The following is a 23,237-nucleotide window of genomic DNA, read 5'->3' on the forward strand; positions in this document are numbered from 1 at the left end:
CCATTTCAGTAAAAACATGTCGAGGTACGCCAACCAAGCGTTTGAATTCAGAATCTGAAAAACGATTTAATTTCTGATATCTCATGAAATTTATATTGAGGTGGTTTTTACTTTCGCAAGAGGTCTAATTAATGCAATTTTGAAAAATCTAATTATAAAAGCCAATTATTTCAGCGAGATAATTGGCTTAAGTAAAGAGTCGTATTATTTGGTTATCCGCTGATCATCCCAATAACACGGTACTACAATCAAATTGTTTTCATGTAATCGTGACCATAATCGGATACCTAAATCTCGCTGCATATTTTGGACTGTGAAATTGGAAATCAGAAGGGTAGATTTCATGTTGTCATAACGACTATACAAAACCTTATGTACCATCTCCAGGGGTTTTTCATGCCGGTCATGCAGGCCATATTCATCAATCACTAATAAATCAAAGCTGGAGAAATGGTCGATGACTTCCTTTTCAGAGCGTGAAGCATCTGACCAAGTGTCCATCATTTTTTGAGCAATTTCTGCACTGGTATAGTAGCGTGCAGATTTTGTACTGTTATGCAGAATGTTACGAATAATTGATGCACTCAGATGGGTTTTACCTGTACCTGGTGTACCAATCATCAACATGTTCGGGTTGTGGTCAGAAATAATCTGCTGTGCAAAGGCCTGACATAGTTTGATGGTATTGTCTTGTGCAGGGCATGCAACTACATAATTCTTGAAGCCCCGATCCAGGTAGCGTTTATTGAGCCCTGAATTTTTAATTTTCTGTTTTAGCAATCGCTGTTGCAGTTCATTCTCATAGGCTGCATGTGAGTGTTGGACGGTTTCTTTGACACACAATTTACAGAGCCTGTGACCGGCGATTTCCATCAGGGGTATATGATGGGTAGGGCAAAGTGTTTCCGTTGTTTCTGCGCGAAACTGGAGCGTTTTAAGCATGGTTTTCATGGCTGATCTCCTAAATCCATTTTGAATTTTCTAAAAAACTCTCATTTTTTTCTTCAAAATTTGAAGATGAAGATGAAGATGAAGATGAAGATGAAGGGCATGATTCAAGCATGACTTGAGTAATACTCGGGCTCTTCTCAGGAGCTGCTTGAGTATTTACTTTTCGTTGCTTGGTTGATGCTTGAGCATTACTTGCGGATTTCCCCCAACGTGCTTGAGCTGCATTTTTAGCTTTATCAGATTTCATTTGTTGATTTTGCAATGCCTGGCTTTTTAAACTGGTTAAAAAATTTGAATGAATCTGCTCAGATTCGACTTCAAACAATTCCAGGGCTATCAGCGTATTCAACAAAGTTTTAGCCTTGGTATGTTGCGATAACTTGGTGATGCTGCATACGGTCGCTAAATCATGAGGAATAGCCCCATTTTTCCAGAAATCCATCATTAACAGCAGTGCTGCACCAATTTGTTCTGCGGTCATTCGTGCGAATTTTGCCTGTAAGTCGCCAATATAGAGTGGCATCCAAATTGAAATATCTTTATGCATATTTTCACCTTTTTATAGGTATAGAGGGGCTAAGGTCATCGATTGGATGACCTTCTGTCTGTGTTTGTTTTATTAGTGAGCGAGACTCATTAAGCGGAGACGGGCCTGTTGGGCCAAGTCATCGTAATGGGCTTGCCCTTCATCCAACATTCGCTGTAACCAGAGTCTCAACGCCTGGTGATCATCGAAGCATTTATTGATTTCCAACAAAAAAGCTAGATTGTGAAGTTTGGGAATATGTAACTCGTGAATGAGTTCACGCGCGACCATATCTGCTTCTGGACTAACGACTACGCCGCCAAAGAAAGCTTTACTTTTCATGGGCAAGCTCCTCTGTATTAAGTCTCTCCAGCATGGCTTCAAAAGCGCTACCATCGCGACGTGTAACATTTGGAATGTAGCGGCTATAGACCCTAAACAGCATTTCAGTGGTTGAATGTCCCAGCTGGCGTGCGATCCATTCCGGATTCTCGCCTGCCGACAGCCAGAGCGTTGCAGCAGTATGACGTGTTTGATAAGCACGACGAGGCTTTAGTCCTAAATAGCGTAGCAGGGGATGCCAGACACGTTTATTCACTAAACGATAATCGAGAGGTTCACCATCGCGGTTACAGAAGACAAACTCTGATTTACCATTATTTAAGCTTTTCTGTTGCAGAAAGGCCTGACAAACCCGATCACTCATTTGGATGGTACGGTCAGAACCATAAGTTTTGGTTCCACCAAGCTCCCCATTCACTAATGCTTCACGAATGTGGATTTCCCGACGTTGTAAGTCCACATTTTTCCATTGCAATCCATCGATCTCACTGGTGCGCATACCTGTGAAAAATCGAACAGTGTAATAAGGCTTAAAATCATCACGAACAGTGGTAAGAATTTTATGTACCTCTTCCAGAGAAAAGGGAGTGACTTCAATCTTACTTTCTTTCAGATTGTTAATATTTTTATAAGGCGACTCAAACTCGTATCGTTCAGCCGCATCATTGAGTATCATACGTAAAGGCGTCATGATTTGATTGATTCTCGATGCTTTCAGACTTGTCTGATCTTTTCCGTGTGTCACTTTGGCGAGAGAGGCACGGAAGTTCAGCAAGTCTGACTTCTTGATTTTCGAGAGAACCTGATTACCAAAAGCAGGAATCAAGTAATTTTTGATAATAATTGAAACCTTGTGTTGATAGGATGTTCTCCACTCAATCTGTTTCTGTTTAAACCACAGTGCAGTAAACTCTTTAAAAAGAGGTACTTTGGTTTGTACAGCAATTTGCTGACTTCTTTTTTCCTTAAACTCCTCAACACGGTTACTTTTTGGAAAGTACTTTTCGTATTCAAAAGTTCCCAAAGTAATTTCAGCTTCAAGCTGCTCGAGACGTTTTTTCAAAATGCGTCGGTTATAAGCATTGTCTTCAAGATTGGTTGTTTCTCTGCAACGGATGCCCATGTAGCGAAAGTCTGCAATCAGTTTGCCACTTCGTTCCCGGATGGTAGCCATGAGTTAAACCTCCTAAGCCTTATTGCAAGGCATCCATGCTTAAACCAGTGAATTTAAGCATTTCAGTTTCAATGCGTTCCCAAACAAAAAGAATTTTGCGACCACCGAAAGGACGGATGTAGTGAACACCTTCGATAAAGACACTGTCCTTTAGCTGGTTGCGAATAGTACGAGCGTCGTACTGGATTTTTTCAGCCAGTTGCTGGGCTGTGAGATAGGTATATGACATAATTGTATTCCTAGCGTAATTCATCGGATGCAATGAATTTTTCATCCTTAGATCTAAAATAACCTCAAATTTAATTAAATGCAATTAAATTTTCATTGTATTAGAGGAAAAATTAATGGTTATTTGTAAACTACCAATATTGTTGGCTGAAAGAAAAATGCGTGTAGCTGACTTAATTCGTGGCACAGGCATTAACAAGACAACTTTGCATAAGCTTTATAATGGCGAATTGACTCGAATTGATTTAGAGACTATCGATCGTATTTGCGATTATTTGGATGTGCAGGTAGGAGATTTATTTATTTTTGAAAAAGACAATAAAGAACAATATGTTAATGAATAGTTTGGTCACAAATGGTCACATCAAAAAGTGAAATGGTCACAAATCATTGAACGATTGGTAAAAAAACTGTACTTTGAAAAGAGTTTGGTGTTTTTTTTACAGCCAAAAAAGCTCTGAGGGGGGCTAAAAAGTAGTGATGAAATGAGAGCATTTGAGATCAATTAAGACCATTTTTATTGTCGTGGGCACGCCATGGTCACATCTTGGTCACAAAATACAAATTACATTAAGAATATTTTTTATTGAATTGAATTACAAAGGAAGGCGGAATTTTAAAAAATATAATAAAATCAACAAGAAAAAGCCCTAATTTTTCGACTAGGGCCTTTTAAATTTGGAGCGGGAAACGAGACTCGAACTCGCGACCCCAACCTTGGCAAGGTTGTGCTCTACCAACTGAGCTATTCCCGCGTATTGAGCAGTTTTTATAAAAACTTACACTAAAAAATGGAGCGGGAAACGAGACTCGAACTCGCGACCCCAACCTTGGCAAGGTTGTGCTCTACCAACTGAGCTATTCCCGCGTATTGAGCAGTTTTTGCTAAAACTTACACTGAAAAAAATTTGGAGCGGGAAACGAGACTCGAACTCGCGACCCCAACCTTGGCAAGGTTGTGCTCTACCAACTGAGCTATTCCCGCATAGCGCTGTATGATACAGCAAGCAAGTTCAGGGTCAATAGCTTTATGAAAAAGCTGAGTTTAATTGCATAAAATAAAGCCAGTTTTAGACTGCGTATTGAGCTTTTTTAACTTTTGTTCACGAAACGTTGTGCCTCATGTTAGTGAAAAGAGTTTTACGCATTCAACATCTCGAAGGAACAGGTATACTCTGAACGAATCATTATTTTTGGAGACAGGTATGAGCTTGGAGCAGCAATTGATTGAACGCTTACAACAGCTTTCCTCATCATATTTAGAAGTTGTGAATGAATCTTCTGGTCATGGCGGTTATTTTCCAGGGAAAGAGTCACATTTTAAAGTAATCGTGGTGAGTGATATTTTTGAGGGATTACGTTTAGTTCAGCGCCATCAAAAAATTTATGCGGTAGCAGGAGACTTACTCAGTCCAGGTAAAATTCATGCTTTAGCTATTCATGCCTTTCTACCTGAAGAATGGCAAGGACAAGACACTTCTAGTCCAAATTGCGTACATGCCCCGAAAAGCTAAGCAGAGATTCAGTTATGGAAACACAATTATTGATTAAGATCGTGCATATGTGTGCGGTCAGCTTGGCATGTGTCGTGATTTTGGCGCGTGCCCTGACATTATTTAAAGGCGTTCAAGGCAATCAACCCAATCCAGCAGGTCGAACAGTTTTTGTTGCTCTTCAGCACTTAAGCATGCTGGTGATTGTACTGACTGGGGTTGCACTTTTAGTGATGAAAAACTTTGATGTGCAAACATGGTTTTATGCCAAAGTGGTTTTATTTTTAGTGATGTTATCTTCTTTGTCGAAAGCTTATAAAAAAGAAGACAGCATTTTACTTACACAGCGCCGAGTGGGGTTATTCTTGGCGGTGGTAGCGATGATATCCATTTTAGGTTTAGTCATGATTAAACCAAACTTTGGCTAATTGTTAGACATAATCATCGGCACAGCGATTGTTCTGCGCTACACTGCTATCTATAGCGGAAAAATAACAAGATGGAGGGGATTTTATGCATACACGTGTGGTATTTAATCAAAAAGGTGGTGTCGGCAAATCCAGTATTGCAGTGAATTTAGCGGCAATTAGTGCACATCAAGGCTTAAAAACCTTACTGATTGATCTCGATCCGCAAGCGAATTCGAGCCAGTATGTATTGGGCGATGACGCAACGTATTCGGCAGACAAGCCAGCCTTAGAACCCAATATTGAAAACTATTTTGAAGAAGTACTTGGAACGACTCAAAATAAAAGTCTATTGGGCAGTGCCATTGGTTCGATCCTCAAAGGGCGTGCTAAAGGCTTAGAAAGTTATGTGCACCAATCCCCTTTTAAAAATTTGGATGTGATTCCAGCCAGCCCAAGCCTCGGGGCATTGGCTTATGCTTTAGAGTCAAAACATAAAATTTATAAACTGCGTGATGCGTTACAACAGCTTGCCGGAAAATATGATCGTGTCTATATCGATACACCGCCAGCCTTTAACTTCTTTACTTTGTCGGCACTGATTGCAGCTAATAAAGTCCTGATTCCGTTTGATTGTGATGTCTTTTCTAAACGTGCACTGCAAACTTTGATCGAAAATGTACTCGAAACTCAAGACGATCATAATGATCATTTAGAAATTGAAGGCATTGTGGTGAATCAGTTCCAAGCGCAAGCCAAACTTCCGCGTGAAGTGGTGCAACAGCTGAAGGATGAAGGTCTTCCTGTATTAGAAAGTATGTTGCCTCCATCGGTGCTGATGAAAGAATCGCATCACAAAAATTTACCCTTGATTCATTTGGCACACGATCATAAATTGACGCAGGCCTATCAATCATTGTTCAATGAGATTGAGAATAATAAATTGCGAGATTCAGCATGAAAAAGATCACAATTGCTTTTTTAATGGGCTGTACGCTGTTATTGAGTGCCTGTGCCACAACGGTTAAACCGACTTATGTCTCTCCTACACAGTATCAAGCTTTGAACTGCCAACAGTTACAAGCGGAATATAATCGGATTCAGCAACATTTAGATGAAGGTGTACCTACTGCAAAACGCACGGGTGTCGGCGTGGGTCTAGGTCTGGGTGGTGGATGGAGTCATGGTGGCGGTTGGGGCTTTGGTCCAAGCGTTTCAGTGAATATAGGACAATCATCGAATACCAAAAAAACTGAAATTTCACGACTTTTGGGTCAGCAAGAGGCGATTGTACAAGCTGCAAAATTCAAAGGCTGTGCAATTACCGTGCAAAATAAGACGAATTAATGCCGCATTTATTCATTCTGCTGAAGGGTTCAACCTTTCAGCAGCCATTAAAATCTTAGCAAAATGTTTCGGAAATAATTTCAATAAAACAACAGACTATGGTTTCACCATGCACTTTTCTACCTCATGGGTTCTGTGTTTTTTTCCGCTTTGACTTGAGGAAACCGCTCTTTTTCGGCTAAATTGCGCATCTTTAATGCTGTTGTTGGATGTCTATGATTGAGAGTTGGCTGTTTGTATTGGCAATGATTGCTGTCTTGATGATTCCGGGACCGACCAATGCTTTACTCGCAAGCTCTGCACATCAGCAAGGTCTTGCGAAGACCAGCTTACTTGTACCCGCAGAACTGTTTGGGTATTTCTATGCCATCAATTTATGGGCACTCCTGATTCATCTCAGTACACCGACTTGGCCTTATCTGATTGATCTTTTACATGCACTCAGTGCAGTTTATGTATTTTGGTTGGCTTTTCATTTGTGGAAAAGCTCGCACTTAGAAAAACATAATCAACGTTTTACCTCGATTCGACCTAAACAATTATTTTTTTCTACTTTGAAAAATCCGAAAGCGGTCTTATTTGCTGCAGGTATTTTTCCCTATGAAGCTTGGGATAATCCGACCAATTTCTTTTTGGTGTTTGCGGTGTTTAGTCTGGTGTTATTGCCAACGGCACTGTTCTGGATGTCTTTTGGCCGTGCCATTTTATCGGGTGAGTCCAAACAAATAAAAGCCGATCTCTTATATAAAGGATCGGCCATGTTGTTGGTGGTGTGTATGTTTCCCGTGATTCTACGTTTTTTTGCTTAAGCTTCAGTGGTTGATTTTTTTCTTTAATTTGGCACGAATAAAACCAATGATTCCCGGCAAGATGCTAATAATAATAATGCCGAAAATCAGATGCGTGAAATTGTCTTTGACCACAGGCACATTACCAAAAATATAGCCTAAAGTAATGAATGAACCAATCCAGCAGAATGCGCCAATTAGGTTATAAGACAGGAAAAATTTGTAATCCATTTTTCCTGCACCTGCTACAAAAGGTGCAAAAGTCCGCGCAAAAGGAATAAAACGCGCAAAAATAATGGTTTTACCACCATGTTTTTCAAAGAATTTTTGTGTATTAATCAGATGTTGTTTATTGATGAAACGGGATTCGATTTCAAAAACGCGCGGTCCAATATAACGACCAATGTGATAATTCAGCGTATCGCCCAGTACGGCCGCGATAAAAAGTAAAACACCAAGAGTCCACGGATTCATTGCACCTGTGGATGCAGCTAATGCACCTGCGGCAAATAATAAACTGTCGCCGGGTAGGAACGGCATGACCACCAAACCTGTTTCCACAAAGATGATGAGAAACAAAATTGCATAAATCCAAACCCCATAGTTGGTGATAAACTCAAGCAGATGGTCATCGACATGTAATATAAAATCAATCAGTTCCATGGGGCACAAATAAGCAAAAGAGTGCGGAAATCCTAGCAGTCTCGTTATCAGAAGTCAGTATTAAAACGTAAATAAATTTAGCTATCAGTGTTCTTATCTTAAAAGTATGTGTGATGAAAATGGATATTTATTCTAAAAATAGAGAACATTAAGATAGCTACAACTTCAAATAAAACGTATTTAAAGGTGTAAAAATATTTAATCGAAATGTTGTGGCCAAAAATATTATCAATCAACCCAATACAGATGTAGTTTTAGCTTTAATTCCCCGTGTACTGATGGCTTATATTCTCTTGTTGCAAGCTAGGGAAAAATTTCAGCTTATAGCGTAACTTTAGGGTATATGGGGGCTTGGAGCGCTATTACCTTTAACCATTTTAGTTGAGTTTGGTGGTGGCTTAGCGCTGTTATTTGGTTTTCAAGCCCACTTTCCTGCGTTTGGCTTAGACCTATTTAGTGTTATTACCGCGTTTATTTTTCACGATGGCGCACAAGCCAGCATTAATTTTATGAAAAATTTTGCCATGGCAGGTGGTCTATTGTTTCTAATCCTGCATGGTGCAGGAAAAATGAGTCTAGATCATTTGATTGAAAAATAATTCAAAATGAAAAGCAGCATGCAGGATGCTGCTTTTTTATTTACAAAAAAGTACGGTGTGGACGTTATTTTTTTTGATCAAGATCAATAAAACATGAGGAAAATAAGATGAAAAAATCTTTTTAAAATAGGGTTATGTATTACAAGTTTAAGTCTTGCCGCTGGCGCATGGGCCAAAGATGATCATATCATTTTACAAGAAGCTGCAAAGAACCATGTCTCTGTGTCAGCCATTGCAAAGCTCAAAGATGAAACTGCGGTCACCTTAAAAGGCACGCTGCTGAAACATCTCAATGAAGACCACTACGAGTTCAGCGATGGTACAGGGGTTATTTTGCTGGATATTGATGACCATTTATGGAAAGCATCCAATATTAAAGCAGGCGATAAAGTACAGGTGGTCGGTGAGGTGGATACACATCGTTATAAACCGACTGATATTGAAGTCGTTAAAATAGAAAAAGTTTTGAAATAAACATCAGGCACGCGAAAGCGTGCTTTTTGATATAAAAACCATTGGGTTTTAAGCGTTGTATAAAGCTTGTCCGAATTATGTGCGTTATGCGCGGAAAAATGCTAGAATACGGCGCTTATATTCGTTTGCCTTTCATAGTTGTTTGTCATGACTACCAATACTCAAATTACTGAAGATCGTATCCTTATTTTGGATTTCGGTTCTCAATATAGCCAGCTTATTGCACGCCGCGTACGTGAAGCTGGTGTATATTCTGAAATGTATGCCTATGACATGTCTGAAGAAGACATTCGTGCATTTAATCCAAACGGTATCATCTTATCAGGTGGTCCTGAGAGCGTACACGAAGAAGGCAGCCCACGTGCGCCAGAAGTTGTGTTCAACTTAGGTGTACCAGTTTTGGGTATTTGCTATGGCTTACAAACCATGTCTGCACAGCTTGGCGGTAAAGTTGAGCCGGGTACTGTACATGAGTTCGGTTATGCCGAAGTAAACATTCAAGTTCGTGACAAGTTGATTGGTGATCTTGAAGACACCAAAGACCAACTTAAAGTCTGGATGAGTCATGGTGACAAAGTGACAGCGATTCCTGAAGGTTTCCAAATCACTGCAAGCACACCAAGCTGTCCAGTGGCGATGGTTTCTGATGAAACGCGTCGTTTTTACGGGATTCAGTTCCACCCAGAAGTAACGCACACTGCAAAAGGTGCAGAGTTATTATCTAACTTTGTACACAGCATTTGTGGCTGTCGTAGCCTGTGGAACTCTGAAAACATCATTGACTTACGCGTTGAACAATTACGTCAACAAATTGGCGATCAAAAAGTTCTTTTAGGTCTGTCGGGTGGTGTTGATTCATCAGTGGTTGCTGCGCTTTTACACCGTGCGATTGGCGATCAATTGACTTGTGTATTCGTTGACAACGGCTTGCTTCGTTTGAACGAAGGCGAACAAGTGATGGACATGTTTGCGAAAAACATGGGTATCCGTGTGATTCGTGCCGATGCGGAAGAGCGTTTCTTGACTGCACTTGCTGGTGAAGTTGATCCTGAGAAGAAACGTAAAATCATTGGTCGTGAGTTCATTGAAGTTTTTGCTGAAGAAGCGCGTAAGCTTGATGGCGTAAACTTCCTTGCTCAAGGGACAATTTACCCAGACGTGATTGAATCTGCTGCAACTAAAAATGGTAAAGCTCATGTGATTAAATCTCACCACAATGTGGGTGGTTTACCAGATGACTTAGCTTTTGAATTGGTTGAGCCAATCCGTGATTTGTTTAAAGATGAAGTACGTCGTTTAGGCACAACTTTAGGTTTACCGTTTGAAATGCTATATCGCCATCCATTCCCAGGTCCAGGTTTGGGCGTGCGTATTTTGGGTGAAGTGAAGAAAGAATATGCAGACATTTTACGTCTTGCAGATGACATCTTCATGCAAGAGCTTCGTGCTAGCGGTTGGTATGATAAAACTGCACAAGCCTTTGCTGTATTCCAACCTGTGAAATCTGTTGGCGTCGTAGGTGATGGGCGTCGTTATGCATGGGTGATTGCACTTCGTGCCGTTGAAACGGTTGACTTTATGACAGCGCGTTTCGCACATCTTCCTTATGATCTTGTCGATAAAATTTCGACTCGTATCATGAACGAAATTAAAGATGTTTCTCGTGTTGTTTATGACGTGTCGTCTAAACCACCAGCAACGATTGAATGGGAGTAATTTAGGGCTTTCAAGAAGCGAAGCTTCTTGCCTAAATTACGCCAAGAGCTATGCTCGCGGCAGTTGACGAAAATTACTTTTTGAAAAAGAGCGCTTAGGCGCTCTTTTTTTTATGGTGTTTGATTATTTGGATGAAGTGAGTCATTCGGAATCGTAATATCTATACTTTCTAATAAAGTTTGAGTAGATGCGTATGAACTACTAAGGCATATAGGGAGAAAGATGTAACAACATTTTTACATCCACTCATTGTCTTGTAGTTAGGTTTTGAAAACACAAGATATTGTCCCAAGTTTAAGAATCAGCATTCTATTTTTAGGGATGTGCAGTTGGGAATCTGCTTGTTATGATCTAGGACATATGGATCTGTAATGAGTAAGCACATGACGAATAATAACTATACTGAACTTTCACATTCGGATGACTGTGAAAAATACGTAAATCAATTCATTCAAGAGTTTCCACTGAGAAGTGCTGAAATCGGCCAAGGGACGGTCATCAAACGCGCGCTGCCAAGTCGCCATAAACGAATGATTGGTGCATGGTGTTTCTTAGATCACGCAGGCCCTGTAACCTTCCCTCAAGGGGACGGTTTAGATGTTGGCCCACATCCACATATCGGTTTGCAAACCTTTACATGGATGATTGAAGGCACCATGATGCATACCGACAGTTTGGGCAGCAAACAGTTGATTCGTCCAAAACAGGTCAACCTCATGACCGCAGGACACGGGATTTCCCATACGGAAGTCGCACCAGATACAGAAACCAAAATGCATGCAGCACAATTGTGGATTGCATTGCCTGATGCACAAATTGCTGTTGCACCGCGTTTCGATCATTATCCAGAACTGCCAGTGGTGGAAAAAGATGGGGTGGAATTTACCGTTTTGGTCGGAGCGTTTTTAAATACTACCTCACCTGTGAGTGTTTATACCGAGCTATTAGGGGTGGACTTAAGCGCAGCAGAAAGCACCAAAACCCGTTTAACACTCAATCCAAACTTTGAGTATGGATTTATGGCTTTAGAAGGAACGGCTACGGTCAATGGGCACGAACTGACGGAAGACAATATGGTGGTGCTCGAGCAGGGTGTAAGTGCGATTGAAATTGAAATTCATGCTGGCAGCCGCTTGTTACTGTTAGGTGGTGAACCGTTTGAAAGTCCAATTTTACTGTGGTGGAACTTTGTTGGTCGTACTCAAGAAGAATTGAAAATTGCGCGTGATCAGTGGATTGCACAAGATGAACGTTTTGGTTTCATTCCTGACTATGAAGGCCCGCGCTTGGAAGCTCCGGCATTTCCAGACCAAATGCGTGCTTCAAAATAAATTGAATACTGCGACAAGTCGTTCAACAACAGAATAGGTGGATAGTTTCAATACTTGAAACCTATTCAAAATAATATCAATGAAAAATAGGATAATAAAAAAATGGCAATAATTGCGAATGCGGAAGTCAAAACATGCGTCGAAGCATGGTCTGGTGAAGTAAGCAGTGGACGACATCAATTCATTACCGATAAACCAGCGTCTTTTGGCGGTCAAGATAAAGGCCCTGCACCTTATGACTTTATTTGTACAGGTTTGATTTCCTGCACCATGATTACCCTACGGATGTATGCGCAGCACAAAGGTATTGAGTGGGGGACTTTTAGTGTCGAAGCAGATTTTAATGCCAATAAAGAAGGCCGAGAATGGATCAGCCGTCGTTTGTCGTTTGAGCAAACATTGACAGAAGAAGCACACCAAAAAATCTTAGACATCTGTCAAAAAACACCAGTCACTAAAACTTTATTACGTTCCGTCGAGATTGAAACCTCAATTGTTTAACTCGCTTGATGGTTTTTTATAGGCGGTAAAGGATTTTGCGCGACTGGGTATTCATGTGTATCGACAGATGCAAAATCCAAATTTTAGCGTAAAGTGAGTGCTAGATTTCAATTAAAACAAAAGGTAAAACAATGATCACCCTGCACCATTTGGAACATTCACGCTCTTTACGCATTTTATGGGCTTTGGAAGAGTTAGGGCTGGAGTATGAGGTGAAGTTTTATAAACGCCTACCGACCTATGCTGCGCCACCTGAGTTAAAAAACATTCATCCCTTAGGTAAAGCACCTGTTTTGACCGATGGTGATTTGGTCATAGCAGAATCTGCGGTTATTTTGGAATACCTACAAGCCACCTACGATACGGAGCACAAGTTTAAACCGCAAAATCCAAAGGATTTAATGCAATACAACTACTGGATGCATTATGCCGAAGGCTCGTTGATGCCATATTTGGTCATGACTTTGGTGATGAGTAATGTATCCAAGCATGTTCCCTTTCTAATTAAACCGATTGCCAATAAAATTTGTGATGGGGTGAAAGGTGGCTTTATTAATCCACGCTTGAAAGAGCACAGTGCATATTTGGAAAATTATTTATCTCAACATGACTATTTTGCAGGTGATTTTTCCTTTGCTGATATTCAAATGAGCTTTCCTGTGGTGGCGATGCAAGAGCGGGTAAAAGCCCATAACCCTCAAATGGTTGCTTATGCACAGCGCATTCAGCAGCGCCCAGCATTTAAAAAAGCCAAAGAGCTCAGTGGTTTCTAGTGGGTGGTGATGATTTGAACCTGATTTTTTTGCCCGGTGCATCGGGCAATACGGCATTTTGGCAACCTGTTATCCAACTCCTACAGGACGATTCAACTATAGTCGTCGCTTATCCGAGCTTTGGTGGTTATGCTGATGATGTGGATGTGCAAAGTTTTGAAGGCTTACAAGCCGATGTGTTGAATCAAATCCAACAGCCTTCTGTGGTTATTGCGCAATCCATGGGCGGCATTTTTGCAGTACAAGCTGCCCTAAAAAAACCTGAGCAGGTGCAGGCTTTGGTACTTGTGGCAACCTCAGGCGGTATTGATTTAAGTCCTTTTCAGGTGAAGGATTGGAGAGAGGATTATCAACAGAGCTTTATGGTTCCTGATTGGTTTGTTCAGCATCAGTCTGATTTGACGGATAGTCTGGAGCGTATCCAGTGTCCAGTTTTGTTGATTTGGGGCGATGCAGATCCGATTAGCCCTGTTGCGGTGGGGCAGGCCTTACACCGTCAAATACCACATGCTGAATTGCATATCGTGTCACAGGGTCAACATGATTTAGCTTATGTGCATGCGGCGCACGTTGCGCAATTGATTGAAAATTTTCTCGTCAAACTCAGAGTATAAAAAAGGATGCCGAGGCATCCTTTTTTGTTTTAGCGTTTGACCACAATCGAATCAATCCCGCTATGTTGTAGGGTTTGCTGTGCAATCACCGCGGCTTCTTGCGAGTCATATGGCCCTGAAATCACGCGATACCATGTTTGGCCACCTTCAACGGTTTTGACGACATCGGCAGAGAGACCATTTAAGATAATTTCTGCACGACGTGCATCGGCACTGTCTGGGTCAGGGTAACTGCGGACTTGCAATATAAAACTTGGCGCTTGCGGTGTCGGTGCTGCTTCGGTTAAACCCGGTTCAGCAGGGATACTTTCTTCGGCAGCAGGTGCTTCAACAATCACCACGGTGCTTGGATTATCTTTGGTTTCAGGAATGGCTTGATCAGGAATTGGCGTCACTTGCTGCTGTGGCAGTAAGTCGTAGAAACGGTAGTCTTTATTGGTTTCTTCTTGATAATGTTCCGAAGTGATTTGACCTTTCGGCTTCACTGGTGCCCAAGGTTTCCACAGTAACAGTGCTACAGCAAAACAGAGCACGATTAAAATGACCACAAGTGTACCGAGCCAAGCTGGAATCAGTGGCTTTTTGGGTTTGTTCGGTCTTTCAGATACACCGCGCTGCGTTTTTCCAAACACGTGGAAACCTCTTTTCTTTTAATCAATATGAGGGACTGGCCCATTCTTTTCTTTATTTTAATACTTGGCCTCAAGGGATTAAAAGAGGCGTCATCGTAAAATAAAGAATCGCTTTGCAAAATTCAAGTTTCACAAAGCGAGAAATACATTAGAGTTGATATGGCTACTTCGGGCAAAGCCCTTCATCTTGCGGCGATGTGCAAAGCGTTGCTTTTTACATCGTTACCTCAAGCATAGCTTTCGGTCTTGCAGCCATGTGTGAAGCTTTGCTTCACTTATTACATGGCTTCAGGTGCAGACACACCTAGTAACTCTAAACCATTACGCAAAACTTGTTGTACGTTTATTGAAAGTAATAAACGGGCTTGCGAAAGGGCAATATTCTGTTCGTCGATAATTCTGGTATTATCCAAGTTATACCAACCATGGAATAACGCTGCGAGTTCTTTCAAATAGTTACCCACTTGGTGTGGTTCATAGCTATTTGCAGCACGAAGCACAATTTCAGGATAGGCCGCAAGTTTGGCAAGAATTTCAGTTTCAGCGTCAAGAACTAATAAGGTCGCATCGTAATCAGCTACTTTGTTCCGATCAAAACTAATGCCTTTTTCAGGTGCTTTCACATCGACCATACGATTGACACGTGCATGCGCATATTGAATGTAGTACACCGCATTGTCTTTGCTTTGTGAAACTGCAAGGTCTAAGTCAAAGTCAATGTGTTGCTCAGACTTACGCATCACGTAGTAGAAACGCGCAGCGTCGTTGCCCACTTCTTTACGCAGGTCGCGTAAAGTCACGAACTGACCAGAACGAGATGACATTTGTACCATCTCACCACCACGCCATAGGCTGACGAACTGAACTAAAAGCACAGTCAGTTTTTTCGAATCATAACCTAAGGCATCAATGGCTGCTTTGACCCGTGAAATATAGCCATGGTGGTCTGAGCCCCAGATATCAATGATATCGGTATAGCCACGTTGTAATTTGTTCAGGTGATAAGCAATGTCAGAAGCAAAGTAAGTGGTTTGTCCATTACGACGCTTCACAACACGGTCTTTTTCATCGCCAAATTCAGTCGATTTGAACCAAATGTTGCCGTCTTTTTCGTATAAGAAACCACGTTGTTCTAAAGTTTCTAAAGCTTCATCAATTTTGCCTGTCAATGAGGCTTCGCTGAACCATTGGTTAAAGGTTACACCAAACTCGCCCAAGTCATCTTTGATGTCATCTAAGATCGCATTCAGCGCTGCTTGGTGGAATACGCGGTAAGCTTCACCGATTAGGCTTTGTGAATTATGAATTAGACCATCAATGTGCTTTTCTTTGTCGCCTGAAAGGACAACTTTATTGCCTTCAGCATCGAGTTCTTCTGCATATTGCACATCTTCAGGGACATCTTTATAGACGTCTGCTACAGGGCGGACGTAGGCATCACCATCAGCATCAATAATACTTTGCGCGATTTCTTTAACATAATCGCCTTGATAGGCATTTTTAGGGAAAACCAGTTCTTGGCCTGTTAATTCGAGGTAGCGTAAATAGGTGGATGTTGCAAGGATGTCCATTTGACGGCCTGCATCATTCACATAATATTCACGGTCTACCGTTGCACCTGTTGCTTCAAGCAAGGTTGCAACCGTCATCCCATAGGCTGCGCCACGACCATGACCAACGTGCAAGCTCGAGGTTGGGTTGGCAGAAACGAATTCTACTTGAATTTTTTTCGCAGCATTGGCTTGCGTGCGACCAAACTGATTGCCTTGCGCTTGAATTTGATCAAGTACAGCAAAACGTTGGTCGGCATTTAAGAAGAAGTTAATAAAGCCAGGACCTGCGATTTCTGCTTTGCTAATGTCCGCCACTTCTGGCAGCGCAGCAAGAATTTTTTCGGCTAAATCACGAGGCTTCATACCCGCAGCTTTAGAGGCAATCATCGCGATATTGGACGCGAAATCCCCGTGGCTTCGGTCTTTGGTACGCGTCAAAGTACTGCTGTTGTTCCAGTCTGCTGGAAGGATACCTTCAGCTTGAAGGTTTTGTACTGCGTGCTCGAGAGCTGCTTGGATTGCCGTGTTCATATTCAGTCGAAAATTTAATGTCGCAGAAAAACGCTAAATATAGCAAATTTCCGCGTCTTTAGGTGAATCCATTTTTATAGAATAAAAAATGTTCAAAAACTGCTAACGATTGCTCTGCAATAAACATGAAAAGCGCAGTATGATGAAAACTAAAACGCATACTTTTAAGGATAAAACGTGTCTGAACAGCGACCGATGATCATTGGCAATATTCCCAAGTTACCAGCAAAATATGCCATGTTTATTTTGCCGTTTTTTATCTCATTTTTTATGAGTGGCATTATCTCAATGATCAATCTTTGGCGCAATTTGGGCTGGGTGGACAATTTCCTACAGGTTTGGCTGTCCGCATGGATGATGTCTTGGGTGGTGGCCTATCCTGTAGTGCTCATTGTGCTACCGATTGTGCGCCGTTTGACCGGTGTGTTTGTCGATATGTCACATTTGAACCCACCCAAATAACCTCCATTTTAGCTATTTTCACGGCATGAGACAGGTTTGCTTAGGAGTTCCGCATTTTGGTTTTGAAAACGATACAGTTTGCCGGCATGAAAGAGCTTAATCACTTTGGCACTGGCAAGCTGTTGTTGAAAACGACTTAGGGTTTGGCGTTGAAATGGATCAAAGGGATTGCCATAGTTTTTGTTGTCGAGTAAAAACTGAATCTGTCCTGCTTCTTTATCATAGCCATATAAAATACGTTTGCCTTGCGCATCTTGAAGCTCAAACGTAGGGGGATGACTGCTGCTTTTACAATTCAGACGTAGTGAGAGTACAAAGCCTTCGGTCGATTTGTTTTGTAGCTGATAAATCCCTTGTTTTTCATTTTCCAAATAGACCCATTGGTTCAAGGGTAAATTTGCACTGAGTTGCTCATATTGCTCGATGGTGGCTTTACTGATATCAACAATGCCTTTGGGATCGATTTCAGGCAGTTTTTCGTTATGAGCAAATAGTCCTGTAATTTTATCACTCACTGTCGTTTGCGCCGTAGAAATGGATTGGCATGCTGTAATTTGTGTGAGGCAAAGATACGTAAGGCTCAACAACATTAGTTTTTTGATGATCATTTTTAATATAAAGAAGAAATAAAAGCGTTAGCTTAGCTTGAGCTTTATTCAAGTTCAAATTTTATCCATGCGCTATTTGACCGAAAAGACTGCCGCAAACTTGATTTTTGCGTTGCGTCGGTTTGATTTTTATTTTCAGACTAAATCGCTTTGATAATTGCATCACGCTTATAAATATCAAAAGATGCGCAAATGGCGCTAAGCTAGTAGCCGAATTAGATGCATAGATTCTCCCCATAGGTTCATCTAAATCTATGTATAACGAGATAGGTAATGACGACAGAATATTTAAAGACAAAACAACCCTTATACATCCCTTATGCGGGCAATACTTTACTTGAGTTACCGCTGTTAAATAAAGGATCGGCGTTTACGGAAGAAGAGCGCACTCGCTTCAACTTGCATGGTTTAATTCCGCATGTTGAAGAAAGCATTGAAGAACAAAGTCAGCGTTCTTATCAACAATATTGTGCTTTTAATGATGCGATCAATAAGCACATTTACTTGCGTAATATTCAAGACACCAACGAAACTTTGTTCTATCACCTCATTGAAAACCATTTAAGTGAGATGATGCCAATTATTTATACTCCAACGGTGGGTGAGGCTTGTCAGCGTTTCTCGGATATTTATCGCCGCCATCGTGGCACATTTATTTCCTATCCAGACCGTGCGCATATTGATGACATCTTGCATAACATCAATAAGAAAAATGTCAAAGTCATTGTGATTACCGACGGCGAGCGTATTTTAGGCTTGGGCGACCAAGGCATTGGCGGAATGGGTATTCCCATTGGAAAATTGTCGCTCTATACCGCGTGTGGTGGTATTAGCCCAGCTTATACGTTACCGATTACCCTCGATGTCGGCACCAATAATCAGCAGTTACTGAATGATCCGATTTATATGGGTTGGAATCAACCGCGTATCAGTGGTGATGAGTACTATGCTTTTGTTGATGAAGTGATTGCTGCGATCAAGCGTCGTTGGCCGAAAGCCTTAATTCAATTTGAAGATTTTGCGCAAAATAATGCCATGCCTTTATTGAATAAGTACCGTGATGAAATCTGTTGTTTTAATGATGATATTCAAGGTACCGCAGCCGTTTCTGTGGGCAGTTTGATTGCTGCATCACGTGCGGCAGGTAAACAGCTCAAAGATCAAACCGTTGCCTTCTTAGGTGCGGGTTCAGCAGGCTGTGGGATTGCTGAGCAAATTGTTGCGCAGATGAAGGTTGAAGGTTTAACTGATGCCGAAGCGCGTGCACGCGTATATATGGTCGATCGTTTTGGTTTGATCACTGAAAATCAGCCGAACCTGCTCGATTTCCAACGTAAATTGGCGCAAAAGCCAGACGTGATAGCGCAATGGGGCAATGCTGAAGAGGTGATTTCACTGCTCGATGTCGTGAAGAATGCCAAACCTACCGTATTGATTGGCGTATCGGGTCAGCCGGGCTTATTCACTGAAGAAGTGATTCGTACTTTGGCTTCGAACTGTGATCGTCCGATTGTATTGCCACTGTCTAATCCCACTTCGCGTGTCGAAGCCGTGCCAGCAGATATTATTCACTGGACGGACGGCAAGGCTTTGATAGCGACAGGCAGTCCTTTTGCTCCTGTCAATTATCAAGGCAAAATTTATAATATTTCGCAATGTAATAACTCGTATATCTTCCCAGGCATTGGGTTGGGCGTGATTGCGGCCAATGCAACCCGTGTGACCGATTCGATGCTGATTGCATCGAGTAATGCTTTGGCAGATTGCTCACCGATGCTCGTGAACCCTACAGCAGATTTATTGCCTGAGATTGATGAAATTCAGAAAGTCTCTAAGCTGATAGCCTTCAAAGTGGCCAAAGCAGCAATGGATGCAGGTGTAGCCCCAATTATTAGTGATGAGCAATTGCAACACGCGATTGAGAAAAACTTTTGGAAGCCAGAGTATCGTCACTATAAACGTGTTGCCTTCTAAAGCTGAAAATGAGATTGAACAAAAAGGAGCGTAATGCTCCTTTTTGTTTTTTGAGAGCTGCGTCTTCATTAACATTATTTTACTAGATTAAAAAAAAGACATTTTGTACACTCCGCGCACAAGTATAAAAACCAATAACTTAACAATGATCATGTTCAATTCTATTTATAAAATGCTGGAATCCTTTGGATTCGGCTCACAAAAACGTGCTTTGCATATTCATTTTTCCAATTCGGCTTTGAACACACAGGTGTTTATTCAGCGGATTGAGGGTGAACATCGCATTAATCAGGGCCTAAAAGCTGAAATCCTATGTTTATCGACCAATGCTTATTTGCCTTTAAAACAGTTCATTGGTGGGCGAGTCGCGGTTGATCAGGTCACGGATGTGGGGCAGCTTTCTCGTCTGACGGGGGTGATTACCAGTGCCAGTCAGGGGCAAAGTGATGGCGCGTTAACTGTTTATAAACTGACGATTGAAGATGCAACAGCGCTGTGGCATAAGCGCAGAAACAGTCGTGTGTTTATGAGCAAAAGTGTTCGTGAAATCACTGAAACTCTGTTTAGCGAGTGGCAAAGTCACAGTACATTATTTGCAGCCAGCTTAAGCCTGAACTTAGACGGTTTGAGCCGTGATTATGATGTACGACCCTTTGTCATGCAGTCTAATGAAACCGACGCTGAATTTCTCACTCGACTATGGCGGAGTGAAGGGATTAATTGGTTGATTGATGAACAAGCTCCGATGGTGCTCAGTTCGTCGGAACCGATTCAGGCACAGCAACTTCGTTTGATGGATGATAATCAAGCTTTTACAGCATTGGGTCGTCGTACGATTCGTTTCCACCGCAGCCATGCCACTGAGCCTTTTGATAGCATCACCAGTTTTATTGCTGAACGTCACTTACAATCCACCACGGTACAGACGCAGCGTTGGCAAGCGCAACATTTAGCTCAAGATCAGAGTCAGGCTGTATTGAGTGCACATCAGCATAGTGATCAACAAGACAATGAAAGTTTGGGTCTGGAACAAGTCTGGTGTGTCAGTCCAGCATGGACGGCTGATCTACAAGGTGAGGATCAGGCCACGTCTGCTAATAGCAGTCAACTAGATCGTCTCAACCAACAACTGAACCAATATCATGAGCTTCAGGCCAAATATTTCACAGCAAAAAGTAGCGTTCGAGATGCGCAAGTGGGCTATTGGTTTGAAATGGTGGATCATCCTGAAATAGAACAGCATGTGTCCGCAGAGCGTGAATTTCTCATTTTAGGCAAAGTTTTTTATAACCAAAATAATTTACCCAAAGAGTTATTACAGCAAATCAATCTGTTATTAAAAGGAAGTCGCTGGCAAGGTCTGAATGAGGAACGGCAAGCCAATGAACTCTTTGTCGTACGCCGTGAGGTCAAAATTGTTCCTGAATATCAAGCGTGGATACACCGTCCAGCAGCCTATCCTTTACGTGCCAAAGTCGTCGGGCCTGAAGGGGAAGAAATTTATGTGGATGCTTGGGGACGGATTAAAGTTCGCTTTATGTTTACGCGTAGTGATGATCATGCCCATGATGGTGGCGCGGGTGCAAATGATAATGACACGGACTCGGCATGGGTCGATGTATTGACTCCATGGGCGGGTGAGGGGTATGGCGCACGTTTTCATCCGCGTGTTGGAGAAATTGTGGTCATAGACTTCTTTGAGGGAGATGTTGATCGACCCTTTGTCGTAGGGCGTATTCATGAGGCCGAGCGCCATCAAACCATGTTTGATGTGAAGGGGGCATTACCTGCGACAAAAAAACTCAGTGGGATTCGTTCACAAGAGGTTGCAGGGCAAGGCTTTAACCAACTGCGTTTTGATGATACGACAGGGCAAATTAGTGTGCAGCTACACAGCAGTCATGGAGCGAGTCAGCTCAACCTTGGCAATCTCAGTCATCCAAAAGAAACTGAGAACAGTGATGGGCGTGGTGAGGGTTTTGAGTTAAGAACGGATCAATGGGGAGCCATGCGCGCAGGCAAAGGTCTCTTGATTAGTACCTATGCACAGGATCAAGCGGTTGCGGATCATTTGGCTGCATCAGAAGCCCAGTCCATCTTGCAGCAAGGTCATGACAGTATGCACATGCTAAGTACTTTGGCTGTTAAACAACAGACTGATGCATTGAATGTGGTCAATCGTCTGCCTAAATTGATTCAGTCTGTAGAGTTAAAAGGCGCTAATCAAGCACTCCAAGCAACCGTTGGTTTATTTAAAACCGCAGTTAGTCAGGATCCGATTTCGGCATTAAAAACGTGCGGTGGTTTTCTTGAGGATATTCAAAAATTTGGTCAAGATACGGACAATTTGATCAATGAATTTAAAGACTATTTTCGGGATGCAGAGGCTTCAATAGGCAATTTAAAAGCCTTTATCGATAACCTCGAAGAACATGGCACAGATGCTTTGAAAAGTCAGTTGCAAGGCGTTAAAGAAAAATTGAACGCAGATCCATTCGCCGCTTTAAAAGATGTAGGCAAAGTGATTGCCAATGTTGAGATGAAAGACTTTGACCTGACCAGTGCCTGCGGAAGCTTTAATAAAGGCAGCAAACTGAATGTTAATCCCATGCAGGCATTGGGCTCCATGCAAGGCTTTATGGAGACATATGCTCAAGAGGCAGAGCAAACGCAGGATACTCAGAATCAAGCTCAAGCGAAGATCTTTCGTCAGGCTTTAATGCTGCTGGCTTCCCCCAATGGTATTGCCTTAACTACACCTGAAGATATTGTTTTACAGGCTTCTCAAGACATCGCTGAAAGTGCACAGGGGTCCATCAACTTAAGTGCTCAGAAGAATATTATTGCGCATGCACAGGATAAAGTGAGCTTATTTGCTGCACAAAAAGGGCTAAAAGCATTTGCTGCAAAAGGAAAAGTTGAATTACAGGCACAAGATGATGCGATAGAGGCGATTGCGCGTAAGGTGATTAAGTTAATTTCAACAGAAGATAAAATAGAAATAACCAGTCCGAAAGAAATTGTACTGACTGCTGGTGGTTCACAGCTCAAAATTAATGGGGATGGGATTTTTACGACAACAGGTGGAAAGTTTGAAAGTAAGGCGGGGCAGCATAGTTTTGTGGGGGGGGCCATAGTAAATGCTGAATTACCTAAAATGCCTGAGAGTGGAATCTTTAGTCGACGCTTTGATTTCAGTGAGTTGATTAATAATGATCTGTTGAAAGACGGGTTCAAATATAAAGTTATTAATCATGCAAAGAAAACAGAATACATCGGTTTTCTTGATCAGTTTGCAAGGACAGAAAGGATCTTTAGTGATAATCCGGATAACGTTGAAATTCTTCTACTTGGTAAGAGTAATAATAGCTCCGATAAATTACAGCTTATAGAGGAGAAAATTACAGAAGACCAAAGTAAGTTTCCGGATGAAACCTGTTGTGGCGGTGATGATGAACATGATCATAACAATAGGCAGATTGCTGAAGAGTTAAATGAAGATGATGATTTGAAATTAGATTTTGAAAATTTTGGGCTCAAGGATTAAGTT

The 23,237-nt window shown here is 41.8% G+C and carries 24 protein-coding genes, 3 tRNA genes and 2 pseudogenes; 16 read left to right on the top strand and 13 right to left on the bottom strand.

The features are described 5' to 3' along the window. From MF4642_RS16690 to MF4642_RS11295, 6 genes and pseudogenes are all read right to left on the bottom strand, one after another. A pseudogene (locus tag MF4642_RS16690) lies at positions 1 to 85 on the bottom strand (IS5/IS1182 family transposase); the annotation flags it as partial. Positions 86 to 204: 119 nt separating this feature from the next. Beyond that, the gene (locus tag MF4642_RS11275; RefSeq protein WP_078426277.1) at positions 205 to 951 is read right to left on the bottom strand and encodes an ATP-binding protein; all 747 of its coding nucleotides are present in this window, start codon (positions 949 to 951) and stop codon (positions 205 to 207) included. A gap of 10 nt (positions 952 to 961) precedes the next feature. Continuing rightward, positions 962 to 1,498 (bottom strand): DUF1376 domain-containing protein, encoded by a 537-nt coding sequence (locus tag MF4642_RS11280; RefSeq protein ID WP_078426278.1) that lies wholly within the window; start codon positions 1,496 to 1,498, stop codon positions 962 to 964. Between the two features lie 72 nt (positions 1,499 to 1,570). After that, complete coding sequence (locus MF4642_RS11285) at positions 1,571 to 1,819, bottom strand: hypothetical protein (protein ID WP_078426279.1); 249 nt, start codon at positions 1,817 to 1,819, stop codon at positions 1,571 to 1,573. After that, positions 1,809 to 2,993, bottom strand: coding sequence for a site-specific integrase (locus tag MF4642_RS11290; protein WP_078426280.1), 1,185 nt, complete (start codon positions 2,991 to 2,993; stop codon positions 1,809 to 1,811). Before MF4642_RS11290 ends, MF4642_RS11285 begins: the two co-directional genes overlap by 11 nt. Positions 2,994 to 3,012: 19 nt before the next feature. Next, a complete protein-coding gene (locus MF4642_RS11295; RefSeq protein ID WP_000122748.1) occupies positions 3,013 to 3,222 on the bottom strand; it encodes a hypothetical protein in 210 nt (69 codons plus the stop codon). A gap of 115 nt (positions 3,223 to 3,337) precedes the next feature. On the opposite strand from MF4642_RS11295, the gene MF4642_RS11300 reads away from it, so the two are divergent. Then, complete coding sequence (locus tag MF4642_RS11300; protein WP_078426281.1) at positions 3,338 to 3,565, top strand: helix-turn-helix domain-containing protein; 228 nt, start codon at positions 3,338 to 3,340, stop codon at positions 3,563 to 3,565. Positions 3,566 to 3,900: 335 nt separating this feature from the next. On the opposite strand, the gene MF4642_RS11305 is transcribed toward MF4642_RS11300, so the two are convergent. From MF4642_RS11305 to MF4642_RS11315, 3 genes are all read right to left on the bottom strand, one after another. After that, positions 3,901 to 3,976, bottom strand: a tRNA-Gly gene (locus tag MF4642_RS11305). A gap of 37 nt (positions 3,977 to 4,013) precedes the next feature. Next, positions 4,014 to 4,089 (bottom strand) — tRNA-Gly (locus MF4642_RS11310). A gap of 41 nt (positions 4,090 to 4,130) precedes the next feature. Continuing rightward, positions 4,131 to 4,206, bottom strand: a tRNA-Gly gene (locus MF4642_RS11315). Positions 4,207 to 4,426: 220 nt separating this feature from the next. Here MF4642_RS11315 and MF4642_RS11320 point away from each other — a divergent pair. The 5 genes from MF4642_RS11320 to MF4642_RS11340 all read left to right on the top strand — a co-directional run bounded on the left by MF4642_RS11320 (position 4,427) and on the right by MF4642_RS11340 (position 7,277). Next, entirely contained in the window at positions 4,427 to 4,735 is a 309-nt protein-coding gene (locus tag MF4642_RS11320) for a BolA family protein (protein WP_004684371.1), read from the top strand. Between the two features lie 14 nt (positions 4,736 to 4,749). Continuing rightward, the gene (locus MF4642_RS11325; protein WP_004684372.1) at positions 4,750 to 5,142 is read left to right on the top strand and encodes a SirB2 family protein; all 393 of its coding nucleotides are present in this window, start codon (positions 4,750 to 4,752) and stop codon (positions 5,140 to 5,142) included. An 85-nt stretch (positions 5,143 to 5,227) separates the two neighbouring features. Then, on the top strand, positions 5,228 to 6,082 hold the full coding sequence (locus MF4642_RS11330; RefSeq protein WP_004684373.1) for a ParA family protein: 855 nt from the start codon (positions 5,228 to 5,230) through the stop codon (positions 6,080 to 6,082). Then, the gene (locus tag MF4642_RS11335) at positions 6,079 to 6,468 is read left to right on the top strand and encodes a hypothetical protein (RefSeq protein ID WP_078426282.1); all 390 of its coding nucleotides are present in this window, start codon (positions 6,079 to 6,081) and stop codon (positions 6,466 to 6,468) included. The genes MF4642_RS11330 and MF4642_RS11335 overlap by 4 nt, the downstream gene beginning before the upstream one ends. Before the next feature lie 215 nt (positions 6,469 to 6,683). Continuing rightward, positions 6,684 to 7,277, top strand: coding sequence for a LysE family translocator (locus tag MF4642_RS11340; protein ID WP_005401909.1), 594 nt, complete (start codon positions 6,684 to 6,686; stop codon positions 7,275 to 7,277). A gap of 3 nt (positions 7,278 to 7,280) precedes the next feature. On the opposite strand, the gene MF4642_RS11345 is transcribed toward MF4642_RS11340, so the two are convergent. Then, positions 7,281 to 7,919, bottom strand: a complete 639-nt coding sequence (locus MF4642_RS11345) for a DedA family protein (RefSeq protein ID WP_078426283.1) — start codon at positions 7,917 to 7,919, stop codon at positions 7,281 to 7,283. 194 nt (positions 7,920 to 8,113) lie between these two features. On the opposite strand from MF4642_RS11345, the pseudogene MF4642_RS11350 reads away from it, so the two are divergent. The 7 genes and pseudogenes from MF4642_RS11350 (at position 8,114) to MF4642_RS11380 (ending at position 13,927) form a co-directional block, all read left to right on the top strand. Then, positions 8,114 to 8,518 (top strand): annotated as a pseudogene (locus MF4642_RS11350) (DoxX family protein). 126 nt (positions 8,519 to 8,644) lie between these two features. Continuing rightward, complete coding sequence (locus MF4642_RS11355) at positions 8,645 to 8,992, top strand: NirD/YgiW/YdeI family stress tolerance protein (protein WP_078426284.1); 348 nt, start codon at positions 8,645 to 8,647, stop codon at positions 8,990 to 8,992. Positions 8,993 to 9,139: 147 nt separating this feature from the next. After that, positions 9,140 to 10,708 (top strand): glutamine-hydrolyzing GMP synthase, encoded by a 1,569-nt coding sequence (guaA, locus tag MF4642_RS11360; RefSeq protein ID WP_004684379.1) that lies wholly within the window; start codon positions 9,140 to 9,142, stop codon positions 10,706 to 10,708. Between the two features lie 383 nt (positions 10,709 to 11,091). Then, positions 11,092 to 12,039, top strand: a complete 948-nt coding sequence (locus MF4642_RS11365; protein WP_078426285.1) for a pirin family protein — start codon at positions 11,092 to 11,094, stop codon at positions 12,037 to 12,039. Positions 12,040 to 12,141: 102 nt separating this feature from the next. Further along, positions 12,142 to 12,540, top strand: a complete 399-nt coding sequence (locus tag MF4642_RS11370; RefSeq protein WP_078426286.1) for an OsmC family protein — start codon at positions 12,142 to 12,144, stop codon at positions 12,538 to 12,540. Between the two features lie 131 nt (positions 12,541 to 12,671). Beyond that, positions 12,672 to 13,313 carry a glutathione S-transferase family protein gene (locus tag MF4642_RS11375; RefSeq protein WP_078426287.1) on the top strand — a complete coding sequence of 214 codons (642 nt, stop codon included), beginning with the start codon at positions 12,672 to 12,674 and terminating at the stop codon, positions 13,311 to 13,313. Between the two features lie 14 nt (positions 13,314 to 13,327). After that, a complete protein-coding gene (locus MF4642_RS11380) occupies positions 13,328 to 13,927 on the top strand; it encodes an alpha/beta fold hydrolase (protein ID WP_078426310.1) in 600 nt (199 codons plus the stop codon). A 29-nt stretch (positions 13,928 to 13,956) separates the two neighbouring features. On the opposite strand, the gene MF4642_RS11385 is transcribed toward MF4642_RS11380, so the two are convergent. Together MF4642_RS11385 and argS are read right to left on the bottom strand one after the other, a co-directional pair. Then, complete coding sequence (locus MF4642_RS11385) at positions 13,957 to 14,559, bottom strand: SPOR domain-containing protein (RefSeq protein ID WP_078426288.1); 603 nt, start codon at positions 14,557 to 14,559, stop codon at positions 13,957 to 13,959. A gap of 278 nt (positions 14,560 to 14,837) precedes the next feature. Further along, complete coding sequence (argS, locus tag MF4642_RS11390) at positions 14,838 to 16,643, bottom strand: arginine--tRNA ligase (protein WP_078426289.1); 1,806 nt, start codon at positions 16,641 to 16,643, stop codon at positions 14,838 to 14,840. Positions 16,644 to 16,820: 177 nt separating this feature from the next. Here argS and MF4642_RS11395 point away from each other — a divergent pair, with 177 nt between their 5' ends. Beyond that, entirely contained in the window at positions 16,821 to 17,105 is a 285-nt protein-coding gene (locus tag MF4642_RS11395) for a DUF2798 domain-containing protein (RefSeq protein WP_004684392.1), read from the top strand. A gap of 8 nt (positions 17,106 to 17,113) precedes the next feature. Here the strand turns inward: MF4642_RS11395 and MF4642_RS11400 are convergent, their stop codons facing one another. Continuing rightward, entirely contained in the window at positions 17,114 to 17,713 is a 600-nt protein-coding gene (locus MF4642_RS11400) for a hypothetical protein (RefSeq protein ID WP_078426290.1), read from the bottom strand. Between the two features lie 273 nt (positions 17,714 to 17,986). On the opposite strand from MF4642_RS11400, the gene MF4642_RS11405 reads away from it, so the two are divergent. Both MF4642_RS11405 and MF4642_RS11410 read left to right on the top strand, forming a co-directional pair. Beyond that, entirely contained in the window at positions 17,987 to 19,687 is a 1,701-nt protein-coding gene (locus MF4642_RS11405) for an NAD-dependent malic enzyme (protein WP_078426291.1), read from the top strand. 151 nt (positions 19,688 to 19,838) lie between these two features. Further along, the gene (locus MF4642_RS11410) at positions 19,839 to 23,234 is read left to right on the top strand and encodes a type VI secretion system Vgr family protein (RefSeq protein ID WP_078426292.1); all 3,396 of its coding nucleotides are present in this window, start codon (positions 19,839 to 19,841) and stop codon (positions 23,232 to 23,234) included. The last annotated feature ends 3 nt before the right edge of the window (positions 23,235 to 23,237 follow it).

Source organism: Acinetobacter sp. MF4642, assembly GCF_002018925.1.
Taxonomy (GTDB): Bacteria; Pseudomonadota; Gammaproteobacteria; order Pseudomonadales; family Moraxellaceae; genus Acinetobacter; species Acinetobacter johnsonii.

What these genes read in the sequence shown, in the direction of transcription:
- MF4642_RS11275 (WP_078426277.1), bottom strand. Translation starts at nt 951, where the DNA reads ATGAAAACCATGCTTAAAACGCTCCAGTTTCGCGCAGAAACAACGGAA.
- MF4642_RS11280 (WP_078426278.1), bottom strand. Translation starts at nt 1,498, where the DNA reads ATGCATAAAGATATTTCAATTTGGATGCCACTCTATATTGGCGACTTA.
- MF4642_RS11285 (WP_078426279.1), bottom strand. Translation starts at nt 1,819, where the DNA reads ATGAAAAGTAAAGCTTTCTTTGGCGGCGTAGTCGTTAGTCCAGAAGCA.
- MF4642_RS11290 (WP_078426280.1), bottom strand. Translation starts at nt 2,993, where the DNA reads ATGGCTACCATCCGGGAACGAAGTGGCAAACTGATTGCAGACTTTCGC.
- MF4642_RS11295 (WP_000122748.1), bottom strand. Translation starts at nt 3,222, where the DNA reads ATGTCATATACCTATCTCACAGCCCAGCAACTGGCTGAAAAAATCCAG.
- MF4642_RS11300 (WP_078426281.1), top strand. Translation starts at nt 3,338, where the DNA reads ATGGTTATTTGTAAACTACCAATATTGTTGGCTGAAAGAAAAATGCGT.
- MF4642_RS11320 (WP_004684371.1), top strand. Translation starts at nt 4,427, where the DNA reads ATGAGCTTGGAGCAGCAATTGATTGAACGCTTACAACAGCTTTCCTCA.
- MF4642_RS11325 (WP_004684372.1), top strand. Translation starts at nt 4,750, where the DNA reads ATGGAAACACAATTATTGATTAAGATCGTGCATATGTGTGCGGTCAGC.
- MF4642_RS11330 (WP_004684373.1), top strand. Translation starts at nt 5,228, where the DNA reads ATGCATACACGTGTGGTATTTAATCAAAAAGGTGGTGTCGGCAAATCC.
- MF4642_RS11335 (WP_078426282.1), top strand. Translation starts at nt 6,079, where the DNA reads ATGAAAAAGATCACAATTGCTTTTTTAATGGGCTGTACGCTGTTATTG.
- MF4642_RS11340 (WP_005401909.1), top strand. Translation starts at nt 6,684, where the DNA reads ATGATTGAGAGTTGGCTGTTTGTATTGGCAATGATTGCTGTCTTGATG.
- MF4642_RS11345 (WP_078426283.1), bottom strand. Translation starts at nt 7,919, where the DNA reads ATGGAACTGATTGATTTTATATTACATGTCGATGACCATCTGCTTGAG.
- guaA (WP_004684379.1), top strand. Translation starts at nt 9,140, where the DNA reads ATGACTACCAATACTCAAATTACTGAAGATCGTATCCTTATTTTGGAT.
- MF4642_RS11365 (WP_078426285.1), top strand. Translation starts at nt 11,092, where the DNA reads ATGACGAATAATAACTATACTGAACTTTCACATTCGGATGACTGTGAA.
- MF4642_RS11370 (WP_078426286.1), top strand. Translation starts at nt 12,142, where the DNA reads ATGGCAATAATTGCGAATGCGGAAGTCAAAACATGCGTCGAAGCATGG.
- MF4642_RS11375 (WP_078426287.1), top strand. Translation starts at nt 12,672, where the DNA reads ATGATCACCCTGCACCATTTGGAACATTCACGCTCTTTACGCATTTTA.
- argS (WP_078426289.1), bottom strand. Translation starts at nt 16,643, where the DNA reads ATGAACACGGCAATCCAAGCAGCTCTCGAGCACGCAGTACAAAACCTT.
- MF4642_RS11400 (WP_078426290.1), bottom strand. Translation starts at nt 17,713, where the DNA reads ATGATCATCAAAAAACTAATGTTGTTGAGCCTTACGTATCTTTGCCTC.
- MF4642_RS11405 (WP_078426291.1), top strand. Translation starts at nt 17,987, where the DNA reads ATGACGACAGAATATTTAAAGACAAAACAACCCTTATACATCCCTTAT.
- MF4642_RS11410 (WP_078426292.1), top strand. Translation starts at nt 19,839, where the DNA reads ATGTTCAATTCTATTTATAAAATGCTGGAATCCTTTGGATTCGGCTCA.